A 25,387-nucleotide genomic window follows, 5' to 3' on the forward strand; every position below is an offset into this window, starting at 1 on the left:
AGAATGTAGGTTAGGAATAACGAATCTAAAATCTACGAAAGAAACTATTCCGTATGTCTAGTTTAGCGGATCGTAGACATCGGTAGTAGAATAGAGCACTCCTGTCTGTTATAATTATAATAAATTGTGATGTAATTAAGGTAAAAGGAGTCGGTATGTCAGGACATAGCAAATGGGCAACGACGCATCGTCAGAAAGCGATTGTTGATGCTAAGCGTGGGGCTATTTTCACGAAAATCGGTAATCAAATCGCGATTGCGGCACGTGGTGGTACTGATCCGGCAACTAACTCGGCGTTAGCGTTGGCGATTGAGAAAGCAAAAGCCGCTAACATGCCAAACGCTAATATCCAGCGTGCGATTGACCGAGTAAACGATAAAAATGCAGCAGCACTTGAAGAAGTGACGTACGAGGCGTATGGTCCAGGTGGTGTCGGCATTATAGTTGAGGCGGCGACTGATAATAAAAATCGCACGTATCCGGAAATCCGCACAGCATTGACAAAGAATGGTGGTACGATGGCAGATGCGGGTAGCGTAATGTTTCAGTTTACGCGCAGAGGTGTGATTCGCGTAGCGGCTACTGGAGAGGACGCGCTATTGCAGGTGCTTGACGCAGGTGCGGAAGATGCAGTTGAAGAGAGTGATGGGCTAACTGTTTATACTGACATGAAGGATTTAGCTAAAGTTCGCGCAGCGCTAGTGCAGGCTGGGTTGAAGGTTGAAGATGCTGAATTGCAATATGTTGCTAATAACGACGTGCCGGTTGATGATGCCGAAACTGCGCGAAAACTAATGAAGGTGCTTGATGCAGTTGAAGAGCTTGATGACGTTACGAACGTCCATACAAATGCCGACATCACAGTTGATGTCAACTAGTAGCTCTGTATACTGTAACGGGTATTGTCTATGGTTCTGATTGCTAGATTGGTATCTTTTAGCGCCGGTGTTGATGTGAGGATTCTTGTCGTAAAAGTAAAAAATAGTATTGGCATAGAAGAATTTGTTAAATTGTATAACATGAGCAGCTATATGATGATTCTAAAAGTTTGGCGATTACAATTTCTGGAAGAAGATTTATTGGGTAGCGCAAGTAAACAGATTCAAAGGCGACATATCATTGGAGCTAGAAAGTTTTACGCAGTGTATCATGACAAAATAATGCATATATCGGCGTTCGTTCATTATACATTTGGTCATAATTATAAAAAAGAATCTTGCCTGTCTGCGGTGAAATAGAATATGCGTATAATCGGTATTGATCCTGGTACAGGTATTCTCGGATTCGGTGTGATTGACGCTGTGGGCGGGCGTGTGAAATTAGTGACGGCGGGCGTAGTGACAACACCGGCGTATACACCGTTGCCGGAGCGGCTTGAGGAGATTTATAATAGTTTGACGGAAATTATCGCCGAGACTAAGCCGCAACATATGGCGATTGAAAAACTATTTTTCACAAAAAACATCACGACAGCAATTAGCGTGGCAGAAGCGCGTGGCGTGGCGACGCTTACGGGGCAACAAGCGAATCTTGGAATCTACGAGTATACGCCGAATGAAATCAAAAAAACAATCACGGGCTATGGTTCAGCAAAGAAGCCGCAAATGCAGGAAATGGTGCGACTGCAGTTAGAATTAACAGAAGTACCAAAGCCAGATGATTGCGCCGATGCGCTAGCTGCGGCGCTGACGCACGCTTTCATGTGGCGCGGACGCGCGGTATAATAAAAATAGTGAGTAGTTTATTGTCAAAGAAGAAGCAGTCAAAAATGAAACCAGCACGCATGGGGCGCTATGCAAATCTAGGGCGGCAAAAATCGCCACGCCATCGTTCAAAGTGGACACCACCAGGTAAGTTTGGTGAATTTGTGACGTGGTGGCGCGGACTTCCGCTAAAGAAAAAAATAGCATTTATCACATTGCCGATTCTCGTCTTTTTGATTGTTGTACCGATCGTTACCTATGTTATGCTCGCAAACGATATTAAGGATCCAGAACGGTTGATGAACCGTAATAATACTGGTATTGTGCTGCAAGATGTGAACGGCAAATCATTTTATAGCGTGGGGCGGGCGGAGCATCGTAATGATGTAGCACTTGCAAACATTTCCGATAGTATGAAAAAAGCGTTGATTGCCAGCGAAGACAAAGATTTCTATAAACACGGCGGTTTTAATCCGCTGAGCATCTTGCGCGCGCTGGTGACACGAACGGGCGGCGGCTCAACACTGACGCAACAGCTCGTGAAAAACACTCTGCTGAGCGATGAGCGCAGTTACTTCCGCAAGTATCAGGAGCTCTTTATGGCAATCGCCGTAGAACAAAATTACTCGAAAGATCAGATTTTGGCAATGTATTTAAATTCAGTATACTTTGGAGAGAATGCGTTTGGTATTGAAGAAGCTGCAAAAGTGTATTTTAATACGACGCCAGATAAACTTGATATAGCGCAAAGCGCGATGCTCATCGGGTTGCTGCCTGCGCCGACCGCGTATTCGCCAATTAGCGGCAATAAAAATTACGCGAAAGAGCGTCAAAATACCGTGCTGTCGCGTATGGTAAAAAACGGTTTTATCACGGAGGATCAGAAAAATGCTGCTGCTGCCCAAGAACTTGTGTACGGCGCAGGTGCGAAGAAAAACGAAACGTCAATCGCGCCGCATTTCGCGGAAATGGTAATTAACCAACTGAGTAAAAAGTACGGTTACGAAAAAGTCATGCGTTCGGGCTATCAGGTAAAAACAACGCTTGATTTATCGGCGCAGAAAACACTAACGGATAACATTGTTGCGCAAATGAAATATATTAACCGCATGGGCGGCAGTAATGCGAGCGGTGTTGTCGTTGACCCGACAAACGGCGAGATTCGCGCCTTGGTTGGCAGCGCTGATTACGGCAACGAAAAGTGGGGCAAGGTCAATATGGTAACGACAGCCCGACAAACGGGGTCAAGTTTTAAGCCGATCTATTACGCAAATGCTCTTGCTGATGGCGTTATTACGCCCGCAACTGTATTTGACGATAAAGTGAAAGATTTTGGCGGTGGGTATGTGCCGCGCGATGCTGATCGCCGCGAGGCAAGCCGCGGTAAGGCATCGGTGCGCCAGGCGCTCAATTGGTCTCTCAATATTCCGAGCGTAGAGGTTATGCAGAAATACGGTATTTCGAAATCAATTAGCACTGCTAAAAATCTCGGCATCACCACGCTAAGTGATAATACGAGTAGTTACGGTTTATCGCTGGCACTTGGTTCGGCGGAAGTTCCGTTGGTTGAAATGGTGAACGCATATGCAGCGTTTGCAAACAACGGTCAGCAATACGACGTGACTATGATATCGGAGATTAACAATAAGTTCGGTAAGCAAATTTTTGCACGTGAGCATAAGGGTAAACAGGCGATTAGCCAGCAGGGAGCATACTTGATTTCAAATGTACTAAGTGACGCTGCGACGCGTGCTCGGATTTTCGGCTCATCAATTACAGTACCTGGCAACCGTACGGTAGCGGTCAAGACCGGTACAACGAACGACAACCGCGATGCTTGGACTATTGGCTACAATCCGCAATATGTCGTCGGCGTATGGGTTGGTAATAACGACAATACTGTGATGCGTAGTGGGGGCAGCGACATGGCGGGCCCGATTTTCAAAGGTACGATGTCGGCATTATTGAAAGGTAAGGCTGATGTAAAATTTAATATACCAAATGGTATAGTGCAGCGCGCTGTTTGCCGTGAGAACGGTGGGTTGGCGGTAAAAGCGGGCGGTAATACCTACAACGAATATTTCATGAGCGGCGCATTGCCAACCGAAAGCTGTAACGCTGAGCCGACAACTGTAAGCGTTTGTAACCTCGCGACAGGCAAAGTCGAGTCTATAAAAGAAGACGAATTTAATGAATCGAAATACTCAAAAGACACAGCAAACTGTAAAGCAGCGACTGAACAAGTCTGTGACCTGTCAACTGGAAAAGTCATATCAATCAACGCAAATGAATACGATAGTACAAAGTATTCGCGCGACACTGCAGATTGCGCCAATAACCAGCGTGTCGCTGTTTGCGATACGCAAACGGGCAAGATTGTTACAATACCAAAGACGCAAGCGGTTAATTCGCGCTATTCGCGCGACACTGCAAACTGTGTTGCAAAAGAAAAGGATGATAACTCTAATGATAATACCGGAGGTAATGAAGATAATAATAGCGGCAACACGGCGCCAACTAATCCGTAGGACGAGATTATGATAGCGCATGTGTTTGGCACGGTTGCGGAAAAATTTAATGATAGTATTGTTGTTGATGCTGGCGGTGTTGGCTATGAGGTATACGTGGCGGCAGGTGATTTCGAGCGCTTTAATGTGGGCAGTGAAGCGAAAATCTACACGTATCACCACGTACGCGAGCAGGCTGAAGAGCTCTTTGGGTTTTCATCGCTGGCGGCAAAAAAGTTATTTCAGCTACTTATCACCGTGCAGGGTGTTGGTCCGAAAGCGGCGCTTGCAATCTTGAGTCTGGGCGAGGCGGAAATTGTTCGCAATGCCATAGCTAACGCCGATCATGCTTTCATCCAAAAAGCCGCTGGCGTCGGTAAAAAAACTGCCGAGCGCGTAGTGGTTGATCTAAGCGATAAAGTTGGTTTGCCGACAGCACACAATCATTCCGATATATCGCCGCAGGTTTCGTCTAGCGCTACTGATGAAGCTCTTGAAGCCCTTGTAGCGCTTGGCTATACATTGGCAGACGCGACGCGTGCACTTGAAGGAGTTGATCCGGCGCTACCGACAGCTGAGCGCGTGACGCGGGCACTGCGAGGATGATTGAGCTAAGCTTGATGAATTCTTTCCAGGAGACGCCAGGCATCACCTTGACAATAGCGAGGTATCCGTTAGCCGAGTACGTGGCTAAAAAGGTGAAAGATCACGAATCTGCTACGTTAGGTATGCTTGCACTTATTACGGCTGACATTTATGACGGCAAATTCTTGCGTAGGTTTAACGCTGACACGCCAACTCGTCGGGTAGCGGATGGCGTGGTTGATCAAATTTCAATTTTTAGAATGGGATATGCGGTATATCGGCAACATCCAGAAGCTCAATTGCCATTAAAACTGATGGCAATGCGAGCGTTAGCTGTTGGCGCGATAAATCTAGCACATTATTTAAAAACTGGCGAAGTAACAAAAGGCGGTAAGTGCCAGAAGATATCAAATTTGGCGATAGCAGCTTGTATCGTGTCGGCTGCGCGCGGTAGTGAAAGTCAAGTTCGCCAAGTTGGTTGGATTGCGGCTGGGATATCAGCGACAACAGGAATAGCTTCTTTAAAAGGATTTGGCAAGCAACATGATGGTAAGATACGGCAACTATAAGAGACGACTGTTTGTATTTGTAGGTATATAATACTTATATGGCGTTCCATTTCACATCTGATAATATTGTCAAACCAACACCTGAAGGTGCAGTTATTGCGTTATCTAAAGTACAGTATGATCGGTTGCTCAAGCTGTTCTATGCGCGAGTAGACGAGCTTTTTTGTCGTCTTACCGCATTTTGCGGAAACAGCGTCAAGCCGTATAAATCGTATCAAATAGAACCGCTTGAATATATTGATTATACAATTGGCGTGAATACTGAATCGTCGCTTCCTCCGTTGCCGCCAATCGGCTTTGATGCTGATTTTGAGCAGTGGCTTTCTGTGAACTGGTCGCGTCGTTCCAAGTATTGTTCATACAGCATGATTGCACCGGTGCCGGCTACTTTAAGAACCGTTTCGGTAGATGAGACGCGCCAGTTGTGGCACGGATCAACGAGAATAGTTTGCGTGTCGTATCGCTCGAGGCTGGACAATGGAACTGACGTGTTTTTATTCGACGGACAAGACGGCGAATATAGCCTGAGCATATTTTTACACAACCGCGGCGCCTATCCTGAAAAAATGAAGCGCGCGCTTACTGACCCCCATATTTGGGACGATAATCCGCGCACTGTACTCTCTGACCCGTCGGCGGTTGTTAACCGCGTTTTCCGGCGTCTCTCTTTTCCAAAGGAAACCGATAGATAGCATGGGAGGTGGCGGCGCCAGAATAGGAAAGTCTCGGGCGTAAACTCGGGCGAGAGAGCCAAGACATCCTTAATGACAATCGGAGGATCGGATAGGGGCTACTTAAGCGTCAGGGGAAGAAGAAAGGAGACAAGGACATGGAGCTCGCCGGGGTTAGTGCGCTTGGAGACCGGATATTTAGCGGAATATTATCAAACAGAAGCGCTAACGCCGGCTTACGCCTAGGGTTGATTTTAAACACAGGCGCGGGATTGCTATACGTATCGTATTCTTGAAAAATTTCGGGGATGGCGGCAGTATAGTGAAGGGTTTTTCAGTGTACTCAGAGTGAGGGTGTAAAATAGTGTTGTCAGTCATGACAACGATGAAGCCGAGCTTGACGGCTATAGTGGCAATAGGAGACACTGCGTCTCATTCTCTTTTTTCTCTCAATGCCCCGCTTCTTGCAGGGTAGCGAAAGGATACAAGCAGGTATTTAGGATGAAGCTTTTCTAGAGAGTACTGTTGCCGGGGAATATAGCTCTGCTTCAGGCGACCGACTCATGGTGGAGTTGCTTATCAAGAAAGAATATAGCAAACAATATCCTATATACCGAAGAGCTATTCTAAAAGCAAAGAGCCATATTCCAGGCGACGAGGCTGAATAAATGGAAATGTGGTAGCCCCGTAGAGTACATATACAGCATATATGTACTCTACGGGTAGAAAAACTCGCCCCCATTCCTGGAGGCGAGAGAAAGTTCGCTTGATGGCTAAACCAAGCAGATAATATTATACGTTATTTATCTATCGCTTAGCAATGCTAGTTACTACTGCTTTCTTGATATGCTCATAGTGCTGTTCAGGCGGTTATGCTATCTCTTGATAAGTATTGTCCGCTCACAGACCTATTAGTGTCAATTACGGCGTTAATGCAATCGATAATATGGCTTTGTTAGCTTCTTCAAGACGCGCGCCTTGGCGGGTTTGGAAAGACGAATGACAACGAAGCAGCCGACAATGAAAGAGGTGGTAGCAGCACGTCAGTTCATGCGGGATGCTATCAAGCAAGAGGAATTAAGCTACTGTAAGCTACTTTTAACTAGATTATGGACGTACAAGTTATTGGTAATATGTTTATTGTTATGATGCGATTAAACATAAGGTTCAGGGAGAAAAACATCGTACGAAACATTATATTCTTTAACAATTTGAGAAACTACGGTTTATGAAGTGATTTACGGATTATTTTTATATATACTATACTTATGACAGTTGAGCGAATCGTTGATACTAGTGCGCATGATGAAGATGGCGCGGAGCAGCAGATTGAAGTAACCTTGCGTCCGCAGGCATTTGACGAATACGTTGGACAGGAGCGGTTGAAGCGTAATTTGCGTTTGGCGATTGAGGCGGCGAAAAAACGCGGTGAACCGATTGACCATGTGTTGCTGTATGGGCCTCCGGGTCTTGGCAAGACAACAATGGCAGGTGTCATCGCGCACGAAATGGGTGCTAGATTGCGTGTGACTAGCGGACCGGCGATTGAAAAGGCGGGCGATTTGGCATCTATTCTAACGAACTTGGGTGATGGAGATATCTTATTCATCGACGAGATTCATAGATTAGGCCGGGCGGTAGAGGAAGTGCTGTACTCGGCAATGGAGGACTACAAGCTGGATATCATTATCGGTAAAGGACCGGCGGCGCGCAGTGTGCGTTTGGATTTGCCGCATTTTACTGTCATTGGTGCGACGACGCGGACGGGTAGCTTAGCGGCTCCTCTGCGTGATCGGTTCGGGCATATCTATCGGTTGGAGTTTTATACGCCAGCAGATATTGCGCAGATTATACGGCGTAGTGCTGCTATTTTAACGACGGAGATTGATAAAAATGCCGCGGAGTTGCTGAGCACCCGGGCGCGCTTGACGCCGCGGATTGCTAACCGATTGCTCAGGCGAGTGCGTGATTACGCTGACGTGAACGGTGACGGTATTATTGATATGCCAACAGCCCAACAAGCGTTGCAGATGTTAGAAGTAGATAATTTAGGACTTGATCCCGCTGATCGGCAACTGCTAAGTGCAATGCTTAAAAATTATGGCGACAATCCAGTAGGCTTGACTACTATAGCGGCACTGACCGGGGATGAGGCAAGTACAATTGAAGACTTCTACGAGCCGTATCTATTGCAGATCGGTTTCATTGAGCGCACACCGCGCGGTCGGCGCGTAACGCTGCGGGCGCGCAAACATTTGAACTTGTAGTATACTATAGGTGAGTATTAACGGCGAGGAGATGAGCGATGAGCAACGACAACGCGGCGCAAAACGGACAGCAACCAGTAGCGTATGACGCCGAGGGGCGGCCGTTGTATGCCGCGCCTGTTGAGCCAGCGCATGCACAGGTTACTGATTCTGGCAAGCAAGTTGTGCATGTCGCACGCTCGACTGAGCCAATTCCAGTACATATTTCCGAAGAAACGCGCCGTAAGCATCAAGAGTCAGTTGAGCGCTTTCCTTGGTTGAATTTAAGCCAGCACGAATATGTTATTAGTGCTGTGACTCGCCATAGCATCGGGTTATGGACGCCAATTTTGTTATCGCTTACCGGTATCACACTGACTGCGGTATTCATGTTTTGCTATCCTGATATGGCGAGACGTGTCGGGTTGCCTCTTGCGGCATACAATCAAGTTATTATCATCGCTACGATGGTGATGGTGTTATTTGCGATTGGCGGCTATGTTGCAGTGTGGGTGTATACACAAAACCGCTTCTTTTTGACAAATGAGAGCGTAATCCAAGAAATCCAAATAAGCCTTTTCTCAAAGCGCGAGCAGACGGTGAGTCTGGCAAATATTGAGGACGCGAGTTATTCGCAACAGGGGCCGCTGCAGACGATATTTAATTACGGCTCAATTCGGTTGAGTACTGAAGGCGACGAGACGACGTACCGTTTTCACTATGTTGCAAATCCAAAGCATGAAATCGCGATTCTGAATAACGCTGTCGAGGCGTTTAAGAATGGTCGTCCAGTCGGCGAGGGTAACGATTAGTTTTTGTGTTCGCGATTTTGCTTACGGTAGTCGCCTTCGCGTTCCATTGTGCTGAGTAGCGTGTAGCCGGTACACTTTCCGTCGGTAGAACAGCCGGTTGAGTTGTAGCTGTAGTCTGCGCCGCTTTTACCGAACTTAATACCAGTCGGGTCGGTAAATAATTCTGGATCAACCGTACGTAGCGTTTTGCTGTCAATCGTTTGCGGGTAGTAGCCGAATTTAGCGTAATAGTATTCTTCAAGACTGTAATACATTGCATTGATAGCGACTTTGCGCTGATTATCGCGCTGGACGGCGTCTAGTTTCATCTTCTCGCTGAAAAAAAGCCAGCAACCAACGCCGAGTACGGCGATGACAACGAGCAGCTCAATAACAGTGAATCCGTTTCGTCTCATATCTGGTATTATATCAAAAAATATATGTCTAGGGTATAATGAGGCTACGAGAGGGGGAAGCATGGCGAAGAAAACCGACGCAAAGACACCGACACAGAAACCAACGGCAGATGAGGGCAAGTTAAAGGCATTGGGGCTTGCGATAGATCAAATTACCAAGCAATTCGGCGATGGTTCAATTATGCGGCTCGGTGAAGCGAAGAAAGTTGATGTCGAGTTGTTGCCGAGCGGTAGCTTAAGCTTAGATATTGCGCTTGGTGGCGGCTACCCGAAGGGACGGATTATTGAGATTTATGGTCCGGAGTCAAGCGGTAAAACTACGCTGACGCTTCATGCTATTGCTGAAATGCAAAAGCAGGGTGGCACGGCCGCGTTTATTGATGCAGAACACGCGCTTGATCCAGCGTATGCTAAAAAATTAGGTGTCGATACCGATAATTTGCTCGTATCGCAGCCGGACAACGGCGAGCAGGCGCTAGAAATCTGCGAAACGCTAGTGCGTTCTAATGCAGTTGATCTTATTGTTGTGGATTCTGTAGCGGCGCTTGTACCGCAGGCGGAAATTGATGGTGATATGGGTGATTCGCATATGGGATTACAGGCGCGGCTAATGAGCCAAGCGTTACGCAAACTGACCGGCATTATCAATAAGTCGAAGGCGACAGTAATTTTTATTAATCAGATTCGCATGAAAATTGGTGTGATGTTCGGCAATCCTGAGACGACGACTGGTGGTAACGCACTGAAATTTTATGCGTCGGTACGTGCAGATATTCGTCGGATCGGACAAATTAAAGAGGGTGATAATGTCATCGGTAATCGTACGCGCGTGAAGATTGTGAAGAATAAAATTGCGCCGCCGTTCCGTGTGGCAGAATTTGATATCATGTACAATGAGGGTATTTCAAAAACTGGTGACGTACTTGATCTTGCGGTGCAGTATAACGTGGTTGGTAAGGCCGGCGCATGGTTTGACTATAATGACGCAAAGATTGGGCAGGGACGCGAGCAAACCAAAAAGTATCTAAAAGAACATCCAGATGTGTTAGCAGAGATAGATGGCAAGGTACGGGAAAAGGTGAAGGAAGCAGAAGAGATGTCTGACTAATTGTGCCTAGTCGTATATTTTCGTGGTACAAAGCAAAGAATGCACCGAGGCTGTCGGTGCATTCTTGCTATTTTACGATCTTTGGTTAAATTTCTTTCTGCCGAAACGTATAAATTGGTCAATCGGTTTTGCGTATTCGTCCGCCCAGCCGTCATTTTCGCCGCCTTTGCTGTATCCTAAGACGGTGCCGGTATATTCCTGAAGCGCCATTCCAAGTCCGTCTACACCCTCGCCGCCCTTTTCGTGCAGCCGCACGCACAGCATACCGAAAACCGCTAAAGCTATTTCATTCGCAGATTCCAAGACGGCAGGATTGCCGAGATTGATATCAGTAAGTTCTTTTACTGATTTAATAAGTTCCCAATCGGATTGCGTGTATGTTTCAAAATCTTTATCAGTCCAGTTTGACATGAGTTTTCTCATATTGTTCTAGGAAAAGTGAGTAGTTTTATATCATACTCAGGATAAGACATTTTACTTGCCGTGTCTAGGGCGATGAGCAGGGTGGTACTCTAAACTAAAACGGAACATCCCATATACTTAGAGATGTAAAGCAACTAAGTACAGAAAGGACGCTCCGTATGTCTAACATACCAAACTTTGCCAGCAATAAGAAGTGCTGGAGGCTTATCAACAAGCTTGTCTTTGGGGAGGAGGTGTCGTGCCCGCTCTGCGGGTGCGAGCTGCAAGAAAACTACCTCTCAAGATATCTCTGGTGCAAAATATGCCGCAAAAAGCTCAGAGCCACTGCCTGGCATGGTTCCTGGCTGTATGGCATGAAGCTGTCGTCCAAACAACTATTCAAGCTAATCTGGTGCTGGCAGAATCGTAAAAGTGTTGAGGCGGCTATACTGTTTGCTGGCGTTAGTTATCCAACTGTAGCTAGATGGTTCTCCCGCTTTCGAGAGAACCTGCCAGACGCTGCAACAATGCTAGAAGGCTTAATCCAAGCCGACGAAAGCTACTTCTCAAAGCTCAAGAGTAAACAAGCTACCTACATAGTTACTGGCGCCATTGAGCAGGATACCGGGCGCTTAGCCTTGCGTATAACCGGCGGCTTCCATGACGGACGAAGCCAAGATGTGCTTGAACAGTTCATCCAAGACAGCGTAAAACCAGGCAGCCTAATTATTACCGACAAATGGTACGGTTACGACGAATTACCGCTCCTAGGCTACGAGCATGAAAGCCACAACCACAGCAGAGGCGACTTTGCTAATACCAACAAAGCTGAGCTAATTTGGAGCGTAGCCAAACGTCATATGCGTAAGCTCTACGGACAACGTATACTAACCCACCAACTAGAAGAACTCTGCAAAGAATGGATGGCAAGAGCCAACCGCCCCAAGCTATTCGAGAACCCGATGACTTACCTGCGCTTTACTTTGGATGTTCCGGGTTAGTTGACTGAACCGAGCAGGGTTCAGTGACCCAGACCCGTGTACTGTCCCCGATCCTTCACGTTGTCGTGAGGACCGTCCCAGAGCCGTAGTGGTTGTGGTTGTTGCTCTCGTGAAACGAAAAGTGGGTTGCCCCTTCGGCAAGCTCTCCGTCCCAGCCAACGCCTTCGCTGCGGTCACCGTCGCCAAGGAGAGTCTCTCCCTGGTTGCTGGAGCCGATTCCGAATGACACAGTGAGAGGATTCCCCTCGGCATCACAGCCACCCATAGGGTTGGTCCAGTTGCTGTCGCTCATAAAACTCCTAATAGAGTCGGGCGACGATATGATCGTCGCAGATTGTTGTGTGCGAGCCTTTGCGTGATTGCGAAAGGCTAATATATATCAATAAATGGTTGTCGGGTCAAGTTAGCCTTACTCTCCCACAACATATCGAACACCTTTTTAACTAGATCCCTCCAACACTCGATGTAGGCAGGCATATGCTTAACCTCAAGGAGAGCGTATGCTGAGTAGATTCAAATGAGCTTATGAAGCTGCTACTAAAAAATGAAGGCAGAGTACGCCAGACGGCTCGTGAGGCTGGCGTCAGTCCTAGTACGGTAATATTCTGGCGCAAGCGGGCTAATCTTGGCTGCAGGGGCTTGTACCGCGCGAGCGGTTTGAAGCGCCGTTCAACCAAGCCAAAGACTACCAGAAGCACTACGCTAACCGCCAAAAAGCAGACCGAAATTAAAGCTTTGCATCGGCAATACGGCTACGGAGCTGCTAAGCTAAAGGTACTGTCGGGCGCCGCTAAGCACGCCAATACCATTCATCGCTTTCCGGGAAAGCAAGGATTAACCGCGCCAGGCAAAACTGCCGCCGCCCGCGGTACCAAAAGGCAACGCATATGTATCTCAAGAACGTAGATAAACCAGGCAAACTACAGATGGACGTTACGTATGTCGCGCCTGAACTCTCAGGGCTAGAACATACAACCTATCTGTATGCTGTTATTGGCATCTGGAGCCGCTGGAAACAAGGCGTTATTCTGCCGGCAGCAGGCCAGGCATTAGCCATTGAAGCCTTGGGGATATTAGTGCCGCTGCTGCCGCCAATTTTGCAAGACAGAATAGACTTTATCCAAACCGGCAGCGGTCTTGAATTCCAAAAGAGGTTTCGATAGCCGTGCCGCCGCAAGACTAGGCTGGAAGTATCACTACATCCACAAAAGCAGTCCCAACGAAAACGCCGTGATTGAGCGCAGCTTTAGAACCGATGAAGAAGAGCTCTTCTGGCGTATTGACCGGCCAAAAGACCCCGTAGAACTGAACCAAATGTACCAAGACTGCCTCAACGCCTACAACGCCTTCCGCCCGCACATGGGACTAAACTACCTGATACCGGAGGAGAAACTGCTTGAGTTTAGCGGTTAGGGTTTGAGGCCTGGGGCTAGTGTTAGGGCTTTGGTTTTATGGTTTTAGTGTTCGAGATGTTTGTGGGAGGGTAAGGATATAAATTAACTTGAGTTTCCGCAAATTTTCATGCGTCCCTAATATCGCCTATATCTAAACAAATAAATCCTTAAAAACGCCAAAATATATAAGGAATCCTTTTCTTTTTTTATGTTGAATTACAATATCAACATAAAAATCATTGAATTGATCCTTATAATGAATAGCATTCACACTTTTATTGCAGTTTGCGGAAACTCAAGATAAATTAAATGTAAGGTTCTCTCATGCGGTACGAAGGAGTGTGGTACTCATTACTAGGTGAAATGCTACAATAAACACTATGGAGTATGACTCGCCAAAAACGCATAAAATCACCGCGCTATCTGTTCAAACCCGTAATCCTGACCGCGTGAATGTCTCGGTTGACGGAAAATACCGGTTTAGTCTGGATATTTCGCAGGTAGCGGATCTAGGCGTGAAAGTTGGGCGGTGCGTCACGGCGGCGGAATTGGCGGAGTTAGAAGCCGAAAGCCAGTTCGGTAAATTGTATGCGCGCACGCTTGAGTATTGTCTCGCCAGGCCGCATTCGGTGCACGAAGTGCGTGATTATCTACAACGAAAGACGGTAACACGGCGCTACAAATCGCGGCTCACCGGACAAATAAAAGAGCGCCTTGGCGTCGATCAATCTGTAGCCGACCGCATTTTGGTGCGGCTGCGCGAAAAAGGTTACGTCAACGATGAGGCGTTTGCGCGCTGGTGGGTTGAAAATCGTAATATCATAAAAGGTGCGTCGAAGCGAAAATTATCAAGCGAGCTTGCTGCTAAAGGTGTTGACCACGCGCTTATTAAACGCATCCTTGCCGAATCGGATCGCAGTGATTTGCAGGAGCTTACTAAAATTATTATCAAAAAACGCTACCGTTACTCAGATGAACAAAAATTTATCGCGTATTTGGCGCGGCAAGGCTTCGACTATGATGACATTAAACAAGCGCTGAGGGAGATTGATAGTTGATTATCAAGGCGGTGAATCACTTTTCAGCATAAACGCTATTCGCGTAAATGCGCATATTTGTGAAGATTGATAGATATAGTCTATTCGGCTTCACCCAACTAACCCGTAAAGCCCTAGTAAACCGTAGGAATGCTATTGGGCTGGCGAGCAGTTCTGGCTGGTTAGCTCTTGCCATCCATTCTTGGCAAAGAGAGTCTAGCTGTCTCGTCAGGATTCTTCCGCCGAACAGCTTCCCGAGCATACCGCTTTGTCACGCTCCAGACATTCTCTCCTTGGTTGGTACTGGCAAAGCACCCTTTGCTATGATTCCAACTCTCATGAGCGTAGCCAAGTAGTTCTTAGCTCGTCATACGCCCCACCATTTGTCACTCGCCACTAGGCTGCCTGCTACGATGTAATCCTGAACAAATTGTTCAAGCGATTGTCTATCCCCGGCTGCCGGTAATGCGTAGGGCAATGCGCCCAGTCGTAGTATCTTTAGCGCCAACTACGATGTGCTGAGGCTGTTTGGATCGCCTCTTGCCAAAGTAGCTTTCATCTACTTGTACCACACTCTCCAGCATGGTGGTGAGCTTGCTGCTGCCAGGCAGTTGCTTGCGGAATCGGGTAAACTAGCGCCGAACAGTAGTATAGCTTACGCTAGCTAATAGGTATGACGTTTCCGTTGAGCGTTTTGTTTGCTAGCAGTAGAGCAGGATGAACAGAGCTGCCGGGGACTTAGCTTCATGCCGTATAACCAACTAGCCTGGTAGCTGTTAGCTGGTAGCTGTTAGCTGGTAGCTGGTAGGCCGGTATTTCTTGCGGCACAGTTTACACCACAGATATTTGTTGCAATAGTTTTCATGAAGACCCTTATGGCAGCGAGGACAAGACACCTCATCGCCAAAGACTAGTTTGTTAAGGATCTGCCAGTATTTCTTGTTACTGGCAAACTTTTGGTATGGTAGACATTAGGAACATCCCCTTTCACTTAGTTGCTATTCACTCCTAAGTTTATGGGAGGTTCTGGTTTAGGTTAATGGACCTCTATTTACTGTTACTGTTAAATAATCTTTATCGCTATCTCTCGTTGATCGGCTGTTTAGCGGGGTTTGTTTTACGAAACGGATTTACGTAGCTACCGACTACTTCGTGTAATTCAGGCTCGGGTACCTTGGTTTCGCTATGAACGACGATTTCGTCGTTGTTGATTTCGATAATTTGCGAACGGTGTACGAGTAGCTCTGTGTCGTTTAAGCTGCGGAACAGTGGTCGTTTAACGGTAAGCTGTTGCACTAAAAACGTATTCGTGTCAATAGTAAAGTCAATGATTTTGCCGAGTTTGTGCCGCCGCTGATCAATCACGCGCATGCCGAGCAAGTCAAATTGTAAATCGTAAATCTTCTGCAAATTTAGGACATCGCTTGGCGCAACAAACTCATCAATCGAATCAACAATAAATCCCATACTGCTCAGCTCGCGCACGTCGGCGATGCGCATCAGTTGTGGTGCCTTCGGCAGCAACGCGCCTGTCACGGAGTAGGCGAGTACGCGCAGGTCGGCTGGGTCAATAATTGCGCGTTCCGTATGGGCAACTTCGCCGCTTGTCTGGATGCTAACGACAGGTGCATGATTGAGGTTTGATCCGAGGATAATCATAGGCTAAAACGGATTGATCCGTCCTGACGGTAGGTTTGGTGTGGCAGGTTGGTTGGACGAATGAAGTTTACGTAGGCGCGCAGCTGTTTTTGCGTCGAAGCTGGCAGATGTGCTCTGCTTAGCTTCTTCGGCGGGCTGAGAGATGAGCTGATAAAGCGAAAAGGTAGCAAATGATAATCCGCCGATAGCGAGTACGGTAAACAATAGCACGTGGTAGCGGTGTATAAATTGCCCGATTTTTTTGGCTGCAAGTGCGAATGCGACAGAAACTTCCATACGATTACCTCACATAAGCGGTTACGGTTAATGCGTCGACGACGATACCGCCCGTATCTTTATTGGACGATAGTGTCAAATTGCTGATTTGCATCTGGAATAAGTTTTTCTCAATACGATAGATAAAGTCGCGCAGGCTATCGTATGCGACAGGCGTATTCAGCGTGACTGTTGCAGAGATTGATTTCGTGCCGGTTGGCGCTTTGGTTATTGTTGCCGCGTTTGTTGATTTGCTTGCTGCACTGCTGTTGTTTGCCGAAAAATCAATTGATTTAATAACGACACCAGATGCGTTCGCGTAATTGACGAGATCTTGTACAACTTGATCCTGGTAACTGTAATTTTTAGTGATGGAGACGATCTTTGCAGCGCGCTCAACATCTTTGTCCTGTTCTTTGAGTCGGTTTTTGAGCGTTGTCAAGGTCTGTAATTCATTTGACGATGATTCGGCGTCGGTCGTCGACTTGCGCGTTTCTTCGGCAACGGCGCTCAATTGCTGCTGTCCAAATACAAATACGCCAATTCCGGTAGCGATCGTTAGTAGCAATGTTCCTGCTAGGATAGCTCTCGCAATAGATGGCGTTAGGGCACGCTGTTTCAATTTCACGGTAAAATCTCCTTTGAAAACGTGACGTTGTACGTTGCTTCGTAGTAATCGTTATAGTTTGCAACTTGGATTTTCGCGTCGGAAAAGAGTAATTTTGAATTAACTTTGATTTTTTGCAAAATATTTTTAACGTCGACAGCTTGCTGGTATGATTGCACGCGCATTTTGATCTCGCTTGGTGTGTTGAGTTTTTGTGTGTCAATAGCAATTTGCTCGATTGACACACCTTCGGGTAGTGCCTGCGCGATAGCGGTCAGGACTGCGGTGTATGGGAATTGCGTGTCGAGAATTGATTTTGCGATGAGCAGATTCTTTTTGTACTCGTTGCCTTTCTTCTTGATATCGGCGTAGCGCGTTGCTTGCGTTTCGTTCTCGGCGATGACGCGGCGGTTATTCGTTTGTATAGAGTTCATGAAAAAGTATACGGCGCCCATCTCGGCGATCATTGCGATAATTAGAATCGGCAAAATGACAACGTAGCGTACAAGCAGTGTATTTGTGCGCGCTGCCGCGAGCTGACGGCGATCATTAGGCGGCAGTAAGTTAATCATTCCCATACCTCCGTGGGCGATATGCTGGCAAGTCCGGCGACTGCGATGTAGCGCGGGCGGAACTGGCGGTTTGGTTTTTGTAAATTGCCGAAATCAAAGTTCTGCCATGGACTAGCAACACGCGCCGGCATAACAAGCTCGTTTGTAAAAAAGTCGCCGATACCGGGCACGTTTGCGCCACCGCCGACGATAACGATTTGTTCAATCGTACGTTCGTCAACGAGACGTTCGCTGTAGTAGCGAATTACCTTGCGCATTTCGTTGGCGATTTTCTTGAGACTGGGCGTCAGCGCGGTTTCGATTTTCTCGCGCTGCGGACCGGACGATAAACCGTTCAGAACCTTGTACTGGTGGGCTTTTTCGAGTGAAATACCAAGTTTCGACGAGATATCGAGCGTGAATGAATTGCCGCCAACGTTTGTTGATCCGGTGATGCGAATTGCTCCTTCGTCAAGTACGGCGATGTCGGTGCTGGTAGTGCCGATATCAACGATGAGTGTTGCCAGATGACCTTCCTCAGTTGAGGTAAGAACGCGTGCTGTTGCATTGATGCTCGGCTCGACTGCGACAGGTAATAGTCCAGCGTCGCGTACGGTTTTTAGGACGCTATCAACGACTGACCTTTGTGCGGCAGCAAGTACAACGATAATCTTTTCTTTAGTTCTTTTAACGATTTGGTAGTCAATGTAGAGTGAATCAGCGGGCATCGGAATATAGCGCTCAACTTCAATTTGTACCGCACCTTTGATATGTGATTCATCATCGGTTGGCACACTGAAAGCACGCGAAAACGTACGGCTTGTTGGTATGCCGACAACGGCATGATCTGACAGCATGCTACCAACGATGTTTTGTTCAAGCAGCGAGCGTAAGCTATCAAGCAGATAATTATCATTCTCGTCGTCTAATGATGCCCGTGTTTTAGCAGGATCAAGATCAAGTGAACCATAACCCTGAATGAGCGACCGTTTTTGGTTAATTGACATCACCTTAATGCCGGTTTGGCTTACATCCAGACCGATTAGCGGCTTATTTTTATAAAATAAATGTGACATATTTGATCATTCACTCTTTTGGCTTAGTATAGCATAAGCGGCATAGTTTTTTAACTTTTCACGCTGGACGCTAGCCCGGCGATCGGTCCCATAACGCCGACTGCGACTAACCCGATGATGCCGCCCATAAGGACGATCATGACCGGCTCAATAATTGAGCTAATGCTATCAATTGCGACATCAACTTCTTCTTCGTAAAAATCGGCGACTTTGACGAGTACGACGTCAGTCTGACCAGTTTCTTCACCGACAGAGAGCATCTGTGCGACAATCGGCGGGAATAAATCGCTTTTTTCAATAACGGTCGATAATTGTTTGCCGTTTTCGATTTGTTTGGCAGCATCGCGCAGTATATCCTCATATACAACATTGCCGACAGCACGCGCCGTAACCTCCAGTGCTTCTAGTACGGCAGCACCCGATCCCATTAGTGCCGAAAATGTGCGTGCAAATCGCGCGACGGCTACCTTTTTGACAATGCTGCCGACGGCAGGGATTTTTAGTACAACGTGATGAAAAATATGGCGACCTTTTGGCGTTTTGAGCCAGCGTAACAAAAGCACGATTCCAGCGATCATGACCGGTAAAATAAATAATCCGTATTTGACGATTGCGTCACTAATATTAAGCATGATTTGCGTGAGCATTGGCAACTGTTGATCGGGACCTCCTAGATCTTGCATCATTTTACCGATTTGCGGAATGACGAAAATCATCATGCCTAAAAATGCGATGATTGCAATAACAAACAAGACGATCGGATATGTCATAGCGCTTTTGATTTTCTTGCGCATGCTGGCATTTTTTTCTTGTTGCAAGGCGAGGCGTTTCAAAATATCGTCGAGAATGCCGCCCGCTTCGCCGGCGCGTACCATGTTGACGTAAACATCGTTAAAGACTGCTGGATATTTCGCGAGTGCATCGGCGAGCGGTGCGCCGCTTTCGACGTCTTTGATAATGCCGCCGAGTACTGTTTTGAGCGCTTCGCTATCGGTATGCTTGTATTGCGACGATAAGCCGCGTAGCAATGGAACGCCGGCGGAAATCATTGCGCTTAGTTGCCGCGTAAACATGACGATGTCGTCATTTTTGACTTTTTTGCCGCCGAATGCGCTAAATCCGCGTGCCGCGTCTTCTTTCTGCTGGTTAATATCAAGCGGTGATAAGCCCTGTTTCGTCAATGTCTCGATTGCTGCGGCGCGATCGGTCGCTTCAACCGAGCCGCGCACGCTTGCATTTCGCGCGTTGGTAGCGACATAGGTAAATTTTGCCATTTATGACTCCCTTGTGACGCGCAGCACTTCGTCGAGCGTTGTATTGCCGCGCAATGTTTTTACTAAACCGTCTGCCTGCATTGTGATCATACCTTCGCTAATCGCTTGATCCTGGATTTCGTCGCTTGTCGCATTTTTTGTGATCATCGTTTGGATTTCGCGGCTCATGTCGAGCACTTCGTAAATGCCAACGCGCCCCTTGAATCCGGTGTGACCGCACTCGTCGCAACCCTCGGGATTGGCGCGCCATAGTTGTATAATGGTTTGTTCGCTTGTACTGAGCGGCGTGTCGCCGCCGACTTTTTGCTGGATAGCTTGCAGTTCAAGTTCGTGAATGTAGGCGAATGTTTGTCCTGGTTTGAGATTGAATAATTTCACAATTTCGTTAATCTCATTTTGCTCGGGCTCGTACACTTGCCGGCAGTTCATGCACAATCGTCGCACCAGACGCTGTCCAACAACTGCTTTTACGGTGCTTGCAATCAAAAACGGTTCAATTCCCATGTCGAGCAAGCGCGGCAGACAGGTTGCGGCGTTGTTAGTATGGAGCGTCGAAAATACTAAGTGACCGGTGAGTGCTGCTTGCACGCCGAGGTTCGCCGTTTCGCCGTCGCGAATCTCACCGACCATGATAATGTTAGGATCTTGGCGGAGTAGGGCGCGTAATCCGCTTGCGAACGTCATGCCTGCTTTGGCGTTGGTCTGCGTTTGGTTGACGCCGGGAATTTTGTATTCGACTGGATCTTCTATCGTTGAGATATTTACATCAGGTGTATTGAGCATATTGAGTACGCTGAATAAGCTGGTTGACTTACCGCTGCCAGTTGGTCCGGTTACGAGAATCATACCGTTCGGCTGGGCGATAGCGTTGTTGATAATAGCCAGTGAACGCCCCCAATAGCCGAGCTGTTCTAGGCTAATTGCTTGGTTTGATTCGTCCAGTACACGCATAACGACTTTTTCGCCGTCAGCGATTGGCAGAGTGCTAACGCGTAGCGCGTATTGTTTGCCGGCGACTTTGATTTTGAAACGTCCATCCTGCGGTACGCGGCGTTCATCGATTTTAAGATTCGATAATATTTTTATGCGGCTAACAAGCGCGCCGAGTACGTTGCGTGGCAGTTGGTTGACTTCCTTTAATACGCCGTCAATACGATAGCGTACCTGCACGAAATTTTCGCGCGGCTCAATGTGAATATCGGATGCTTGCGAGCGAATAGCATATTCAAGCAGCAGATTAACGGTCTGAGCGATCGGCGAGTCTTCGGCGACATCAGCTTCGGATACTTGCTGATCCGAGCCGTCGTCTTCACGCTGGACGTCGATTACTTCGTTGAGTTCTTGATTGACGTCGCCGCGGTAATTTTCTAAACACTGCAGAATATTATCATGCGATGCAATATAAATACGGATGTTGCTGCCGACTTGCTTCTCGATGAAATTGGTTGCCTGCACATCGTCGGGGTCGTCCATCGCCAGATGCACCAAACCGTCTTCATCAACTTGGAAAATAACGGCGTTATATTGCCGCGCGATTCGTTCGGGAATTCGATTGAGCACTTCGCTCGGAATGTCGCGCGGGTCGATTTCGACGTACGGAATATCAGCGTAATCGGCGAATAGTTTAGTGAGCTCGGTTTCGGATACCAATTTCGCGTCAAGCACGACATCTTGCAGCGAGTGCCCTGAGCGCTCCGCCTCATCAAGCAATGGTCGCAGCTGCTCGTCGGTTGCGATGCGATAACGCTTCAAAATTTTCACGATGGTGTGATTTAAAATTCTCATGTTTCTTATGTTTATTGTACAGCACTTGGTGTGCAAATACTATGATGTAAGGTACTTGGTACTTCGGTATCCTAACCCAACCCACAACACCAGCATCCCCCAAACCTACACCCATACAACCCCTCAAGTATAGCTATCTGCCCTTTCTTAAGTACTAAACGTTTATTGTTCGTCTGCTTATCTATTTGCTTACTCATCCATCCACCCATCCACTCATTCACTAACTAGCTTAACTTAACTTAACTTAATTTAATTTAATTTAATTTAATTTAATTAATTCTCTTAATTCTCTTAATTCTCTTAATTCTCTTAATTCTCTTAATTCTCTTAATTCTCTTAATTCTCTTAATTCTCTTAATTCTCTTAATTCTCTTAATTCTCTTAATTCTCTTAATTCTCTTAATTCTCTTAATTCTCTTAATTCTCTTAATTCTCTTAATTCTCTTAATTCTCTTAATTCTCTCTACCTCTCTATAAGTAGTTCTTTAACAACTCCTATACTCCTATACTCCTATACTCCTAACTCCTAACTCCTAACTCCTAACTCTCTATAGCTCTTTAATGACATTCTCTATAGTTCTATAGTTCTATAGTTCTATAACTCTATAACTCTATAGTTCTATAACTCTATAACTCCCATAGTTTCATAGTTTCATAGTTCCATAATCCCATATAATTCTTCTTCTTAATTCTTACCATAATTCTCCTCTATATATTTATATATAAAAGAAGAGAAAAAAGAATAAAAGATAACAGAGGTAAAATAGATAAAAAATACCGGATATCGATATCCGGTATTTTTATATTAAGAGGATAGCTAAAATTATTGGATGTTTATGGGTAAAAGTAAGGATAAAAGTAAGGGCAAGAGTGATAATGATTGGATATTTGTGAGTAAGAGCAATAGTGAGAGTAATGGCTATTCATTAGCTATTTATACCGAGCTTCGCTCGGTATGTCTACTAAATGAGACATACGGGAGACATTCTTTCTTTGATTAGTTGTTTACTATATGGCTAGAGCTAATTTTACTAGGGTGTTCCGTTTTAGTTTAATGTACCAACATGACGGCAGCTGGAAATTTATGCCCATTTCGCGTACAATAACAGAGATATGAAACGAACGCTTACTCTTAATTCTACTCAAGCAATCGGTAAACGTGTGACGGTTGCTGGCTGGGTGCATTCGCGACGCGATCATGGCGGGCTAATTTTTATTGACTTACGCGATCATACGGGGTTGCTGCAGCTAGTGTTTAATCCTGATCAGCCACAGGCGTTTGCGCTGGCGGAAGAACTGCGTGATGAATTTGTAATTTCTGCAAGCGGTATGGTGCGTGAACGCGACGAACAATTGCATAATGATAAAATTCTAACAGGGAACGTTGAGTTAGTTGTCGATGAGCTGAGGATTTTGAATCGCGCGGAGACATTACCGATTCAACCGTTTGCTGACGATAACCAAGCCGGAGAAGAATTGCGTTTAAAGTATCGTTTTCTTGATTTGCGTCGCAACAAAGTTCAGACGATGCTAAAAAAACGAGCTGAGATGTACAGGCTAATTCACCAGTACATGGACGAACGCGAATTTCTGGAAGTACAAACGCCGATTTTGGCAAATTCTAGCCCTGAAGGTGCGCGCGATTTTTTGATTCCATCGCGTCTGCATGAAGGTAAGTTTTACGCTTTGCCACAAGCACCGCAGCAATTCAAGCAATTACTAATGGTTGGTGGTGTGTCGCGCTATTACCAATTAGCAGCATGTTTTCGCGACGAGGATCCGCGAGCCGATCGCTTGTACGGTGAATTTTATCAACTGGACTGCGAAATGAGTTTTGTTGAAGATGGCGAAGAAGTTCGGCGGGAAGTCGAGCCGCTAATCAAGCAGCTGGTGGCCGATTTTGCCGGCAAAAAACTGCTGGGTCGGGGTATTCCGCGTATTCCGTACGCAGAGGCAATGGAGCGCTACGGTTCTGACAAGCCGGATCTGCGCTTCGGCATGGAATTGGTTGACCTGACAAGCGTATTTAGTAGGACTGAATTTGGCGTATTTAAGAATGCTGAGTGTATTAAAGCGATTTGCGTGTCGGGCGGCGCGAACTTGAGTCGCAAACAGATTGATACGTTTACTGCGATCGCGAAGAGCGAGGGTGCGGGTGGTTTGGCATACATTACTGTTGAGCGGTTGCCAGACTTAGGCCTTAATTCTGTTGATCCGGTTAGTGCTATGAGCGGACTGAAGTCGCCAATCCTCAAGTTTTTCTCGTCTGAGGAAGTCATGGGCGTACTTGAAGCGACTGGTGCGCAGTCGGGTGACGCTATCTTCTTCGGCGCTGATACCCGCGTTACTGTTAACGCTGTCCTTGGTCGCTTGCGTAATGAATTTGCCACGCACTTTAATTTGAAAGATCCGAATGTTGTTGCGCTCGCCTGGATTGTTGATTTTCCGTTCTACGAGTGGGATGATGCTCGTAAGAAACTTGATTTTGGGCACAATCCGTTCAGTATGCCGCGTGGCGGTGAAGCAGCATTGGATGCGGCGACAACTGATAAGCAGCGCTTGGAGGTAGTCGCTGATCAGTTTGATATGGTAATGAACGGCTACGAAATTTGCTCAGGTGGCGTGCGCAATCACAATCCGGCAGTGCTTTACAAAGCGTTTGAGAATCTAGGCTATAATCGCGCCTATGTTGATGCTAAGTTTGGCGCAATGATTAATGCCTTTAAATATGGCGCTCCGCCACATGCTGGCTGTGCTTTCGGTGTTGACCGCATTCTAATGGAGCTGCTGAATGAAGAAAATGTTCGCGAAGTGCTTGCTTTTCCTAAAAATGGTTCGGGGCTAGATGTGATGATGAGCTCGCCAAGTGCAGTGGAGCCGGGGCAACTGCGCGAATTGGGACTATAGCCTTCCCGGCGGACAATTATGAAGTTGATGTAGCTTTCAGATGGATTTCCAACAACTTGTCCAGCAAAAAGGGAAACAACTCTACCGTTCCATGCCTTGGCGTGAGCGACCGACATTCTACTACGTGCTTGTCAGCGAGATTATGCTGCAACAAACCCAGGTGGGGCGCGTGCTCGCGAAATTTACTGAGTTTACGCGAACATTTCCGACTATTGATTCGCTTGCGGCGACAGACTTATCGCGCGTGCTGGCGGCGTGGCAAGGGTTAGGCTATAATCGCCGGGCAAAGTATTTGCACCAAGCAGCGCAAGCAGTGGCGGTGAATGGCACGCCGAATACGCAAATCAAACTTATGAAACTGCCGGGTGTCGGCGCAAATACGGCTGCGGCTATCCTGAATTATGCGTACGAAATTCCGACGCCGTTCGTCGAGACGAATATTCGCACGGTATACTTTCATCATTTTTTTGCTAATGAAACGCGTGTGAGCGATCAAGACGTTCTTGTAAAAGTCGCTGAAACAATAGACGCCGCCCGACCACGTGAATGGTTTTGGGCTCTGATGGACTATGGTGCGGAGCTCAAGCATCAGGGTCATGGGAGACTAAGTCAGAGCAAGCATTATACTAAGCAGTCATTGCTTGACGGCAGTATCCGTCAAATGCGCGGCGAGATCATTCGCCGTTACGTGCGTGGGCAATCAATTGCGCAGATAGCGCGTGAATTAAGTGGTGACTCACGTTTTGCAGCAGCATTACGCGGGGTGCAAAATGATGGGTTAATCAGTGAGGAATAAAGCCGTATCTAACTCTGTTATAATTTGACCATTTCGCTAAAATGCGC

The 25,387-nt window shown here is 46.9% G+C and carries 28 protein-coding genes; 17 read left to right on the plus strand and 11 right to left on the minus strand.

Features of this window, described 5'->3' with window-relative positions; genetic code table 11:
• Positions 1-155 precede the first annotated feature (155 nt).
• The 9 genes from J5A52_00940 to J5A52_00980 all read left to right on the plus strand — a co-directional run bounded on the left by J5A52_00940 (position 156) and on the right by J5A52_00980 (position 9,093).
• Positions 156-878 (plus strand): YebC/PmpR family DNA-binding transcriptional regulator, encoded by a 723-nt coding sequence (locus J5A52_00940; GenBank protein QUB37661.1) that lies wholly within the window; start codon positions 156-158, stop codon positions 876-878.
• A gap of 30 nt (positions 879-908) precedes the next feature.
• Positions 909-1,238, plus strand: a complete 330-nt coding sequence (locus J5A52_00945; GenBank protein QUB37662.1) for a hypothetical protein — start codon at positions 909-911, stop codon at positions 1,236-1,238.
• A 3-nt stretch (positions 1,239-1,241) separates the two neighbouring features.
• A complete protein-coding gene (ruvC, locus tag J5A52_00950; protein QUB37663.1) occupies positions 1,242-1,724 on the plus strand; it encodes a crossover junction endodeoxyribonuclease RuvC in 483 nt (160 codons plus the stop codon).
• 8 nt (positions 1,725-1,732) lie between these two features.
• Entirely contained in the window at positions 1,733-4,231 is a 2,499-nt protein-coding gene (locus J5A52_00955; GenBank protein QUB37664.1) for a penicillin-binding protein, read from the plus strand.
• Positions 4,232-4,240: 9 nt separating this feature from the next.
• Positions 4,241-4,816: a Holliday junction branch migration protein RuvA gene (gene ruvA / locus J5A52_00960; protein QUB37665.1), complete on the plus strand. Its 576-nt coding sequence runs from the start codon at positions 4,241-4,243 to the stop codon at positions 4,814-4,816.
• A gap of 14 nt (positions 4,817-4,830) precedes the next feature.
• The gene (locus J5A52_00965) at positions 4,831-5,364 is read left to right on the plus strand and encodes a hypothetical protein (GenBank protein ID QUB37666.1); all 534 of its coding nucleotides are present in this window, start codon (positions 4,831-4,833) and stop codon (positions 5,362-5,364) included.
• Positions 5,365-5,402: 38 nt separating this feature from the next.
• A complete protein-coding gene (locus tag J5A52_00970; protein QUB37667.1) occupies positions 5,403-6,056 on the plus strand; it encodes a hypothetical protein in 654 nt (217 codons plus the stop codon).
• Positions 6,057-7,303: 1,247 nt separating this feature from the next.
• Positions 7,304-8,302 carry a Holliday junction branch migration DNA helicase RuvB gene (ruvB, locus tag J5A52_00975; protein QUB37668.1) on the plus strand — a complete coding sequence of 333 codons (999 nt, stop codon included), beginning with the start codon at positions 7,304-7,306 and terminating at the stop codon, positions 8,300-8,302.
• A gap of 38 nt (positions 8,303-8,340) precedes the next feature.
• On the plus strand, positions 8,341-9,093 hold the full coding sequence (locus J5A52_00980; GenBank protein QUB37669.1) for a PH domain-containing protein: 753 nt from the start codon (positions 8,341-8,343) through the stop codon (positions 9,091-9,093).
• Here J5A52_00980 and J5A52_00985 read toward each other — a convergent pair.
• Complete coding sequence (locus J5A52_00985) at positions 9,090-9,488, minus strand: type II secretion system protein (protein QUB37670.1); 399 nt, start codon at positions 9,486-9,488, stop codon at positions 9,090-9,092. The genes J5A52_00980 and J5A52_00985 overlap by 4 nt on opposite strands.
• 61 nt (positions 9,489-9,549) lie before the next feature.
• Here J5A52_00985 and recA point away from each other — a divergent pair, with 61 nt between their 5' ends.
• Positions 9,550-10,596 carry a recombinase RecA gene (gene recA / locus J5A52_00990; GenBank protein ID QUB37671.1) on the plus strand — a complete coding sequence of 349 codons (1,047 nt, stop codon included), beginning with the start codon at positions 9,550-9,552 and terminating at the stop codon, positions 10,594-10,596.
• Between the two features lie 72 nt (positions 10,597-10,668).
• On the opposite strand, the gene J5A52_00995 is transcribed toward recA, so the two are convergent.
• Positions 10,669-11,019: a hypothetical protein gene (locus J5A52_00995; GenBank protein ID QUB37672.1), complete on the minus strand. Its 351-nt coding sequence runs from the start codon at positions 11,017-11,019 to the stop codon at positions 10,669-10,671.
• Between the two features lie 158 nt (positions 11,020-11,177).
• On the opposite strand from J5A52_00995, the gene J5A52_01000 reads away from it, so the two are divergent.
• Complete coding sequence (locus J5A52_01000; GenBank protein QUB37673.1) at positions 11,178-11,999, plus strand: IS1595 family transposase; 822 nt, start codon at positions 11,178-11,180, stop codon at positions 11,997-11,999.
• Between the two features lie 55 nt (positions 12,000-12,054).
• Here the strand turns inward: J5A52_01000 and J5A52_01005 are convergent, their stop codons facing one another.
• On the minus strand, positions 12,055-12,228 hold the full coding sequence (locus tag J5A52_01005; GenBank protein ID QUB37674.1) for a hypothetical protein: 174 nt from the start codon (positions 12,226-12,228) through the stop codon (positions 12,055-12,057).
• A gap of 296 nt (positions 12,229-12,524) precedes the next feature.
• Here J5A52_01005 and J5A52_01010 point away from each other — a divergent pair, with 296 nt between their 5' ends.
• From J5A52_01010 to J5A52_01025, 4 genes are all read left to right on the plus strand, one after another.
• Positions 12,525-12,905, plus strand: coding sequence for a helix-turn-helix domain-containing protein (locus J5A52_01010; protein ID QUB37675.1), 381 nt, complete (start codon positions 12,525-12,527; stop codon positions 12,903-12,905).
• A complete protein-coding gene (locus J5A52_01015; GenBank protein QUB37676.1) occupies positions 12,887-13,162 on the plus strand; it encodes a hypothetical protein in 276 nt (91 codons plus the stop codon). The genes J5A52_01010 and J5A52_01015 overlap by 19 nt, the downstream gene beginning before the upstream one ends.
• On the plus strand, positions 13,137-13,412 hold the full coding sequence (locus tag J5A52_01020) for an integrase core domain-containing protein (GenBank protein ID QUB37677.1): 276 nt from the start codon (positions 13,137-13,139) through the stop codon (positions 13,410-13,412). Before J5A52_01015 ends, J5A52_01020 begins: the two co-directional genes overlap by 26 nt.
• Positions 13,413-13,773: 361 nt before the next feature.
• Positions 13,774-14,451: a RecX family transcriptional regulator gene (locus tag J5A52_01025; GenBank protein ID QUB37678.1), complete on the plus strand. Its 678-nt coding sequence runs from the start codon at positions 13,774-13,776 to the stop codon at positions 14,449-14,451.
• Positions 14,452-14,797: 346 nt separating this feature from the next.
• Here the strand turns inward: J5A52_01025 and J5A52_01030 are convergent, their stop codons facing one another.
• The 8 genes from J5A52_01030 to J5A52_01065 form a co-directional block, all read right to left on the minus strand.
• Positions 14,798-14,938, minus strand: coding sequence for a hypothetical protein (locus tag J5A52_01030; protein ID QUB37679.1), 141 nt, complete (start codon positions 14,936-14,938; stop codon positions 14,798-14,800).
• 572 nt (positions 14,939-15,510) lie between these two features.
• Positions 15,511-16,089, minus strand: coding sequence for a PRC-barrel domain-containing protein (locus J5A52_01035; GenBank protein QUB37680.1), 579 nt, complete (start codon positions 16,087-16,089; stop codon positions 15,511-15,513).
• Between the two features lie 3 nt (positions 16,090-16,092).
• On the minus strand, positions 16,093-16,365 hold the full coding sequence (locus tag J5A52_01040; protein QUB37681.1) for a hypothetical protein: 273 nt from the start codon (positions 16,363-16,365) through the stop codon (positions 16,093-16,095).
• A gap of 4 nt (positions 16,366-16,369) precedes the next feature.
• Positions 16,370-16,972, minus strand: coding sequence for a hypothetical protein (locus J5A52_01045; GenBank protein QUB37682.1), 603 nt, complete (start codon positions 16,970-16,972; stop codon positions 16,370-16,372).
• Entirely contained in the window at positions 16,969-17,529 is a 561-nt protein-coding gene (locus J5A52_01050) for a hypothetical protein (GenBank protein QUB37683.1), read from the minus strand. The genes J5A52_01045 and J5A52_01050 overlap by 4 nt, the downstream gene beginning before the upstream one ends.
• Positions 17,520-18,578: a type IV pilus assembly protein PilM gene (gene pilM, locus J5A52_01055; GenBank protein ID QUB37684.1), complete on the minus strand. Its 1,059-nt coding sequence runs from the start codon at positions 18,576-18,578 to the stop codon at positions 17,520-17,522. The genes J5A52_01050 and pilM overlap by 10 nt, the downstream gene beginning before the upstream one ends.
• A gap of 50 nt (positions 18,579-18,628) precedes the next feature.
• Complete coding sequence (locus J5A52_01060; GenBank protein ID QUB37685.1) at positions 18,629-19,852, minus strand: type II secretion system F family protein; 1,224 nt, start codon at positions 19,850-19,852, stop codon at positions 18,629-18,631.
• The gene (locus tag J5A52_01065; GenBank protein QUB37686.1) at positions 19,853-21,637 is read right to left on the minus strand and encodes a type II/IV secretion system protein; all 1,785 of its coding nucleotides are present in this window, start codon (positions 21,635-21,637) and stop codon (positions 19,853-19,855) included.
• A 1,113-nt stretch (positions 21,638-22,750) separates the two neighbouring features.
• On the opposite strand from J5A52_01065, the gene aspS reads away from it, so the two are divergent.
• Both aspS and J5A52_01075 read left to right on the plus strand, forming a co-directional pair.
• Positions 22,751-24,544, plus strand: a complete 1,794-nt coding sequence (aspS, locus tag J5A52_01070) for an aspartate--tRNA ligase (GenBank protein QUB37687.1) — start codon at positions 22,751-22,753, stop codon at positions 24,542-24,544.
• Between the two features lie 40 nt (positions 24,545-24,584).
• The gene (locus J5A52_01075; protein ID QUB37688.1) at positions 24,585-25,340 is read left to right on the plus strand and encodes an A/G-specific adenine glycosylase; all 756 of its coding nucleotides are present in this window, start codon (positions 24,585-24,587) and stop codon (positions 25,338-25,340) included.
• The last annotated feature ends 47 nt before the right edge of the window (positions 25,341-25,387 follow it).

Source organism: TM7 phylum sp. oral taxon 349 (assembly GCA_018127705.1).
Lineage (GTDB): Bacteria > Patescibacteriota > Saccharimonadia > Saccharimonadales > Saccharimonadaceae > Saccharimonas.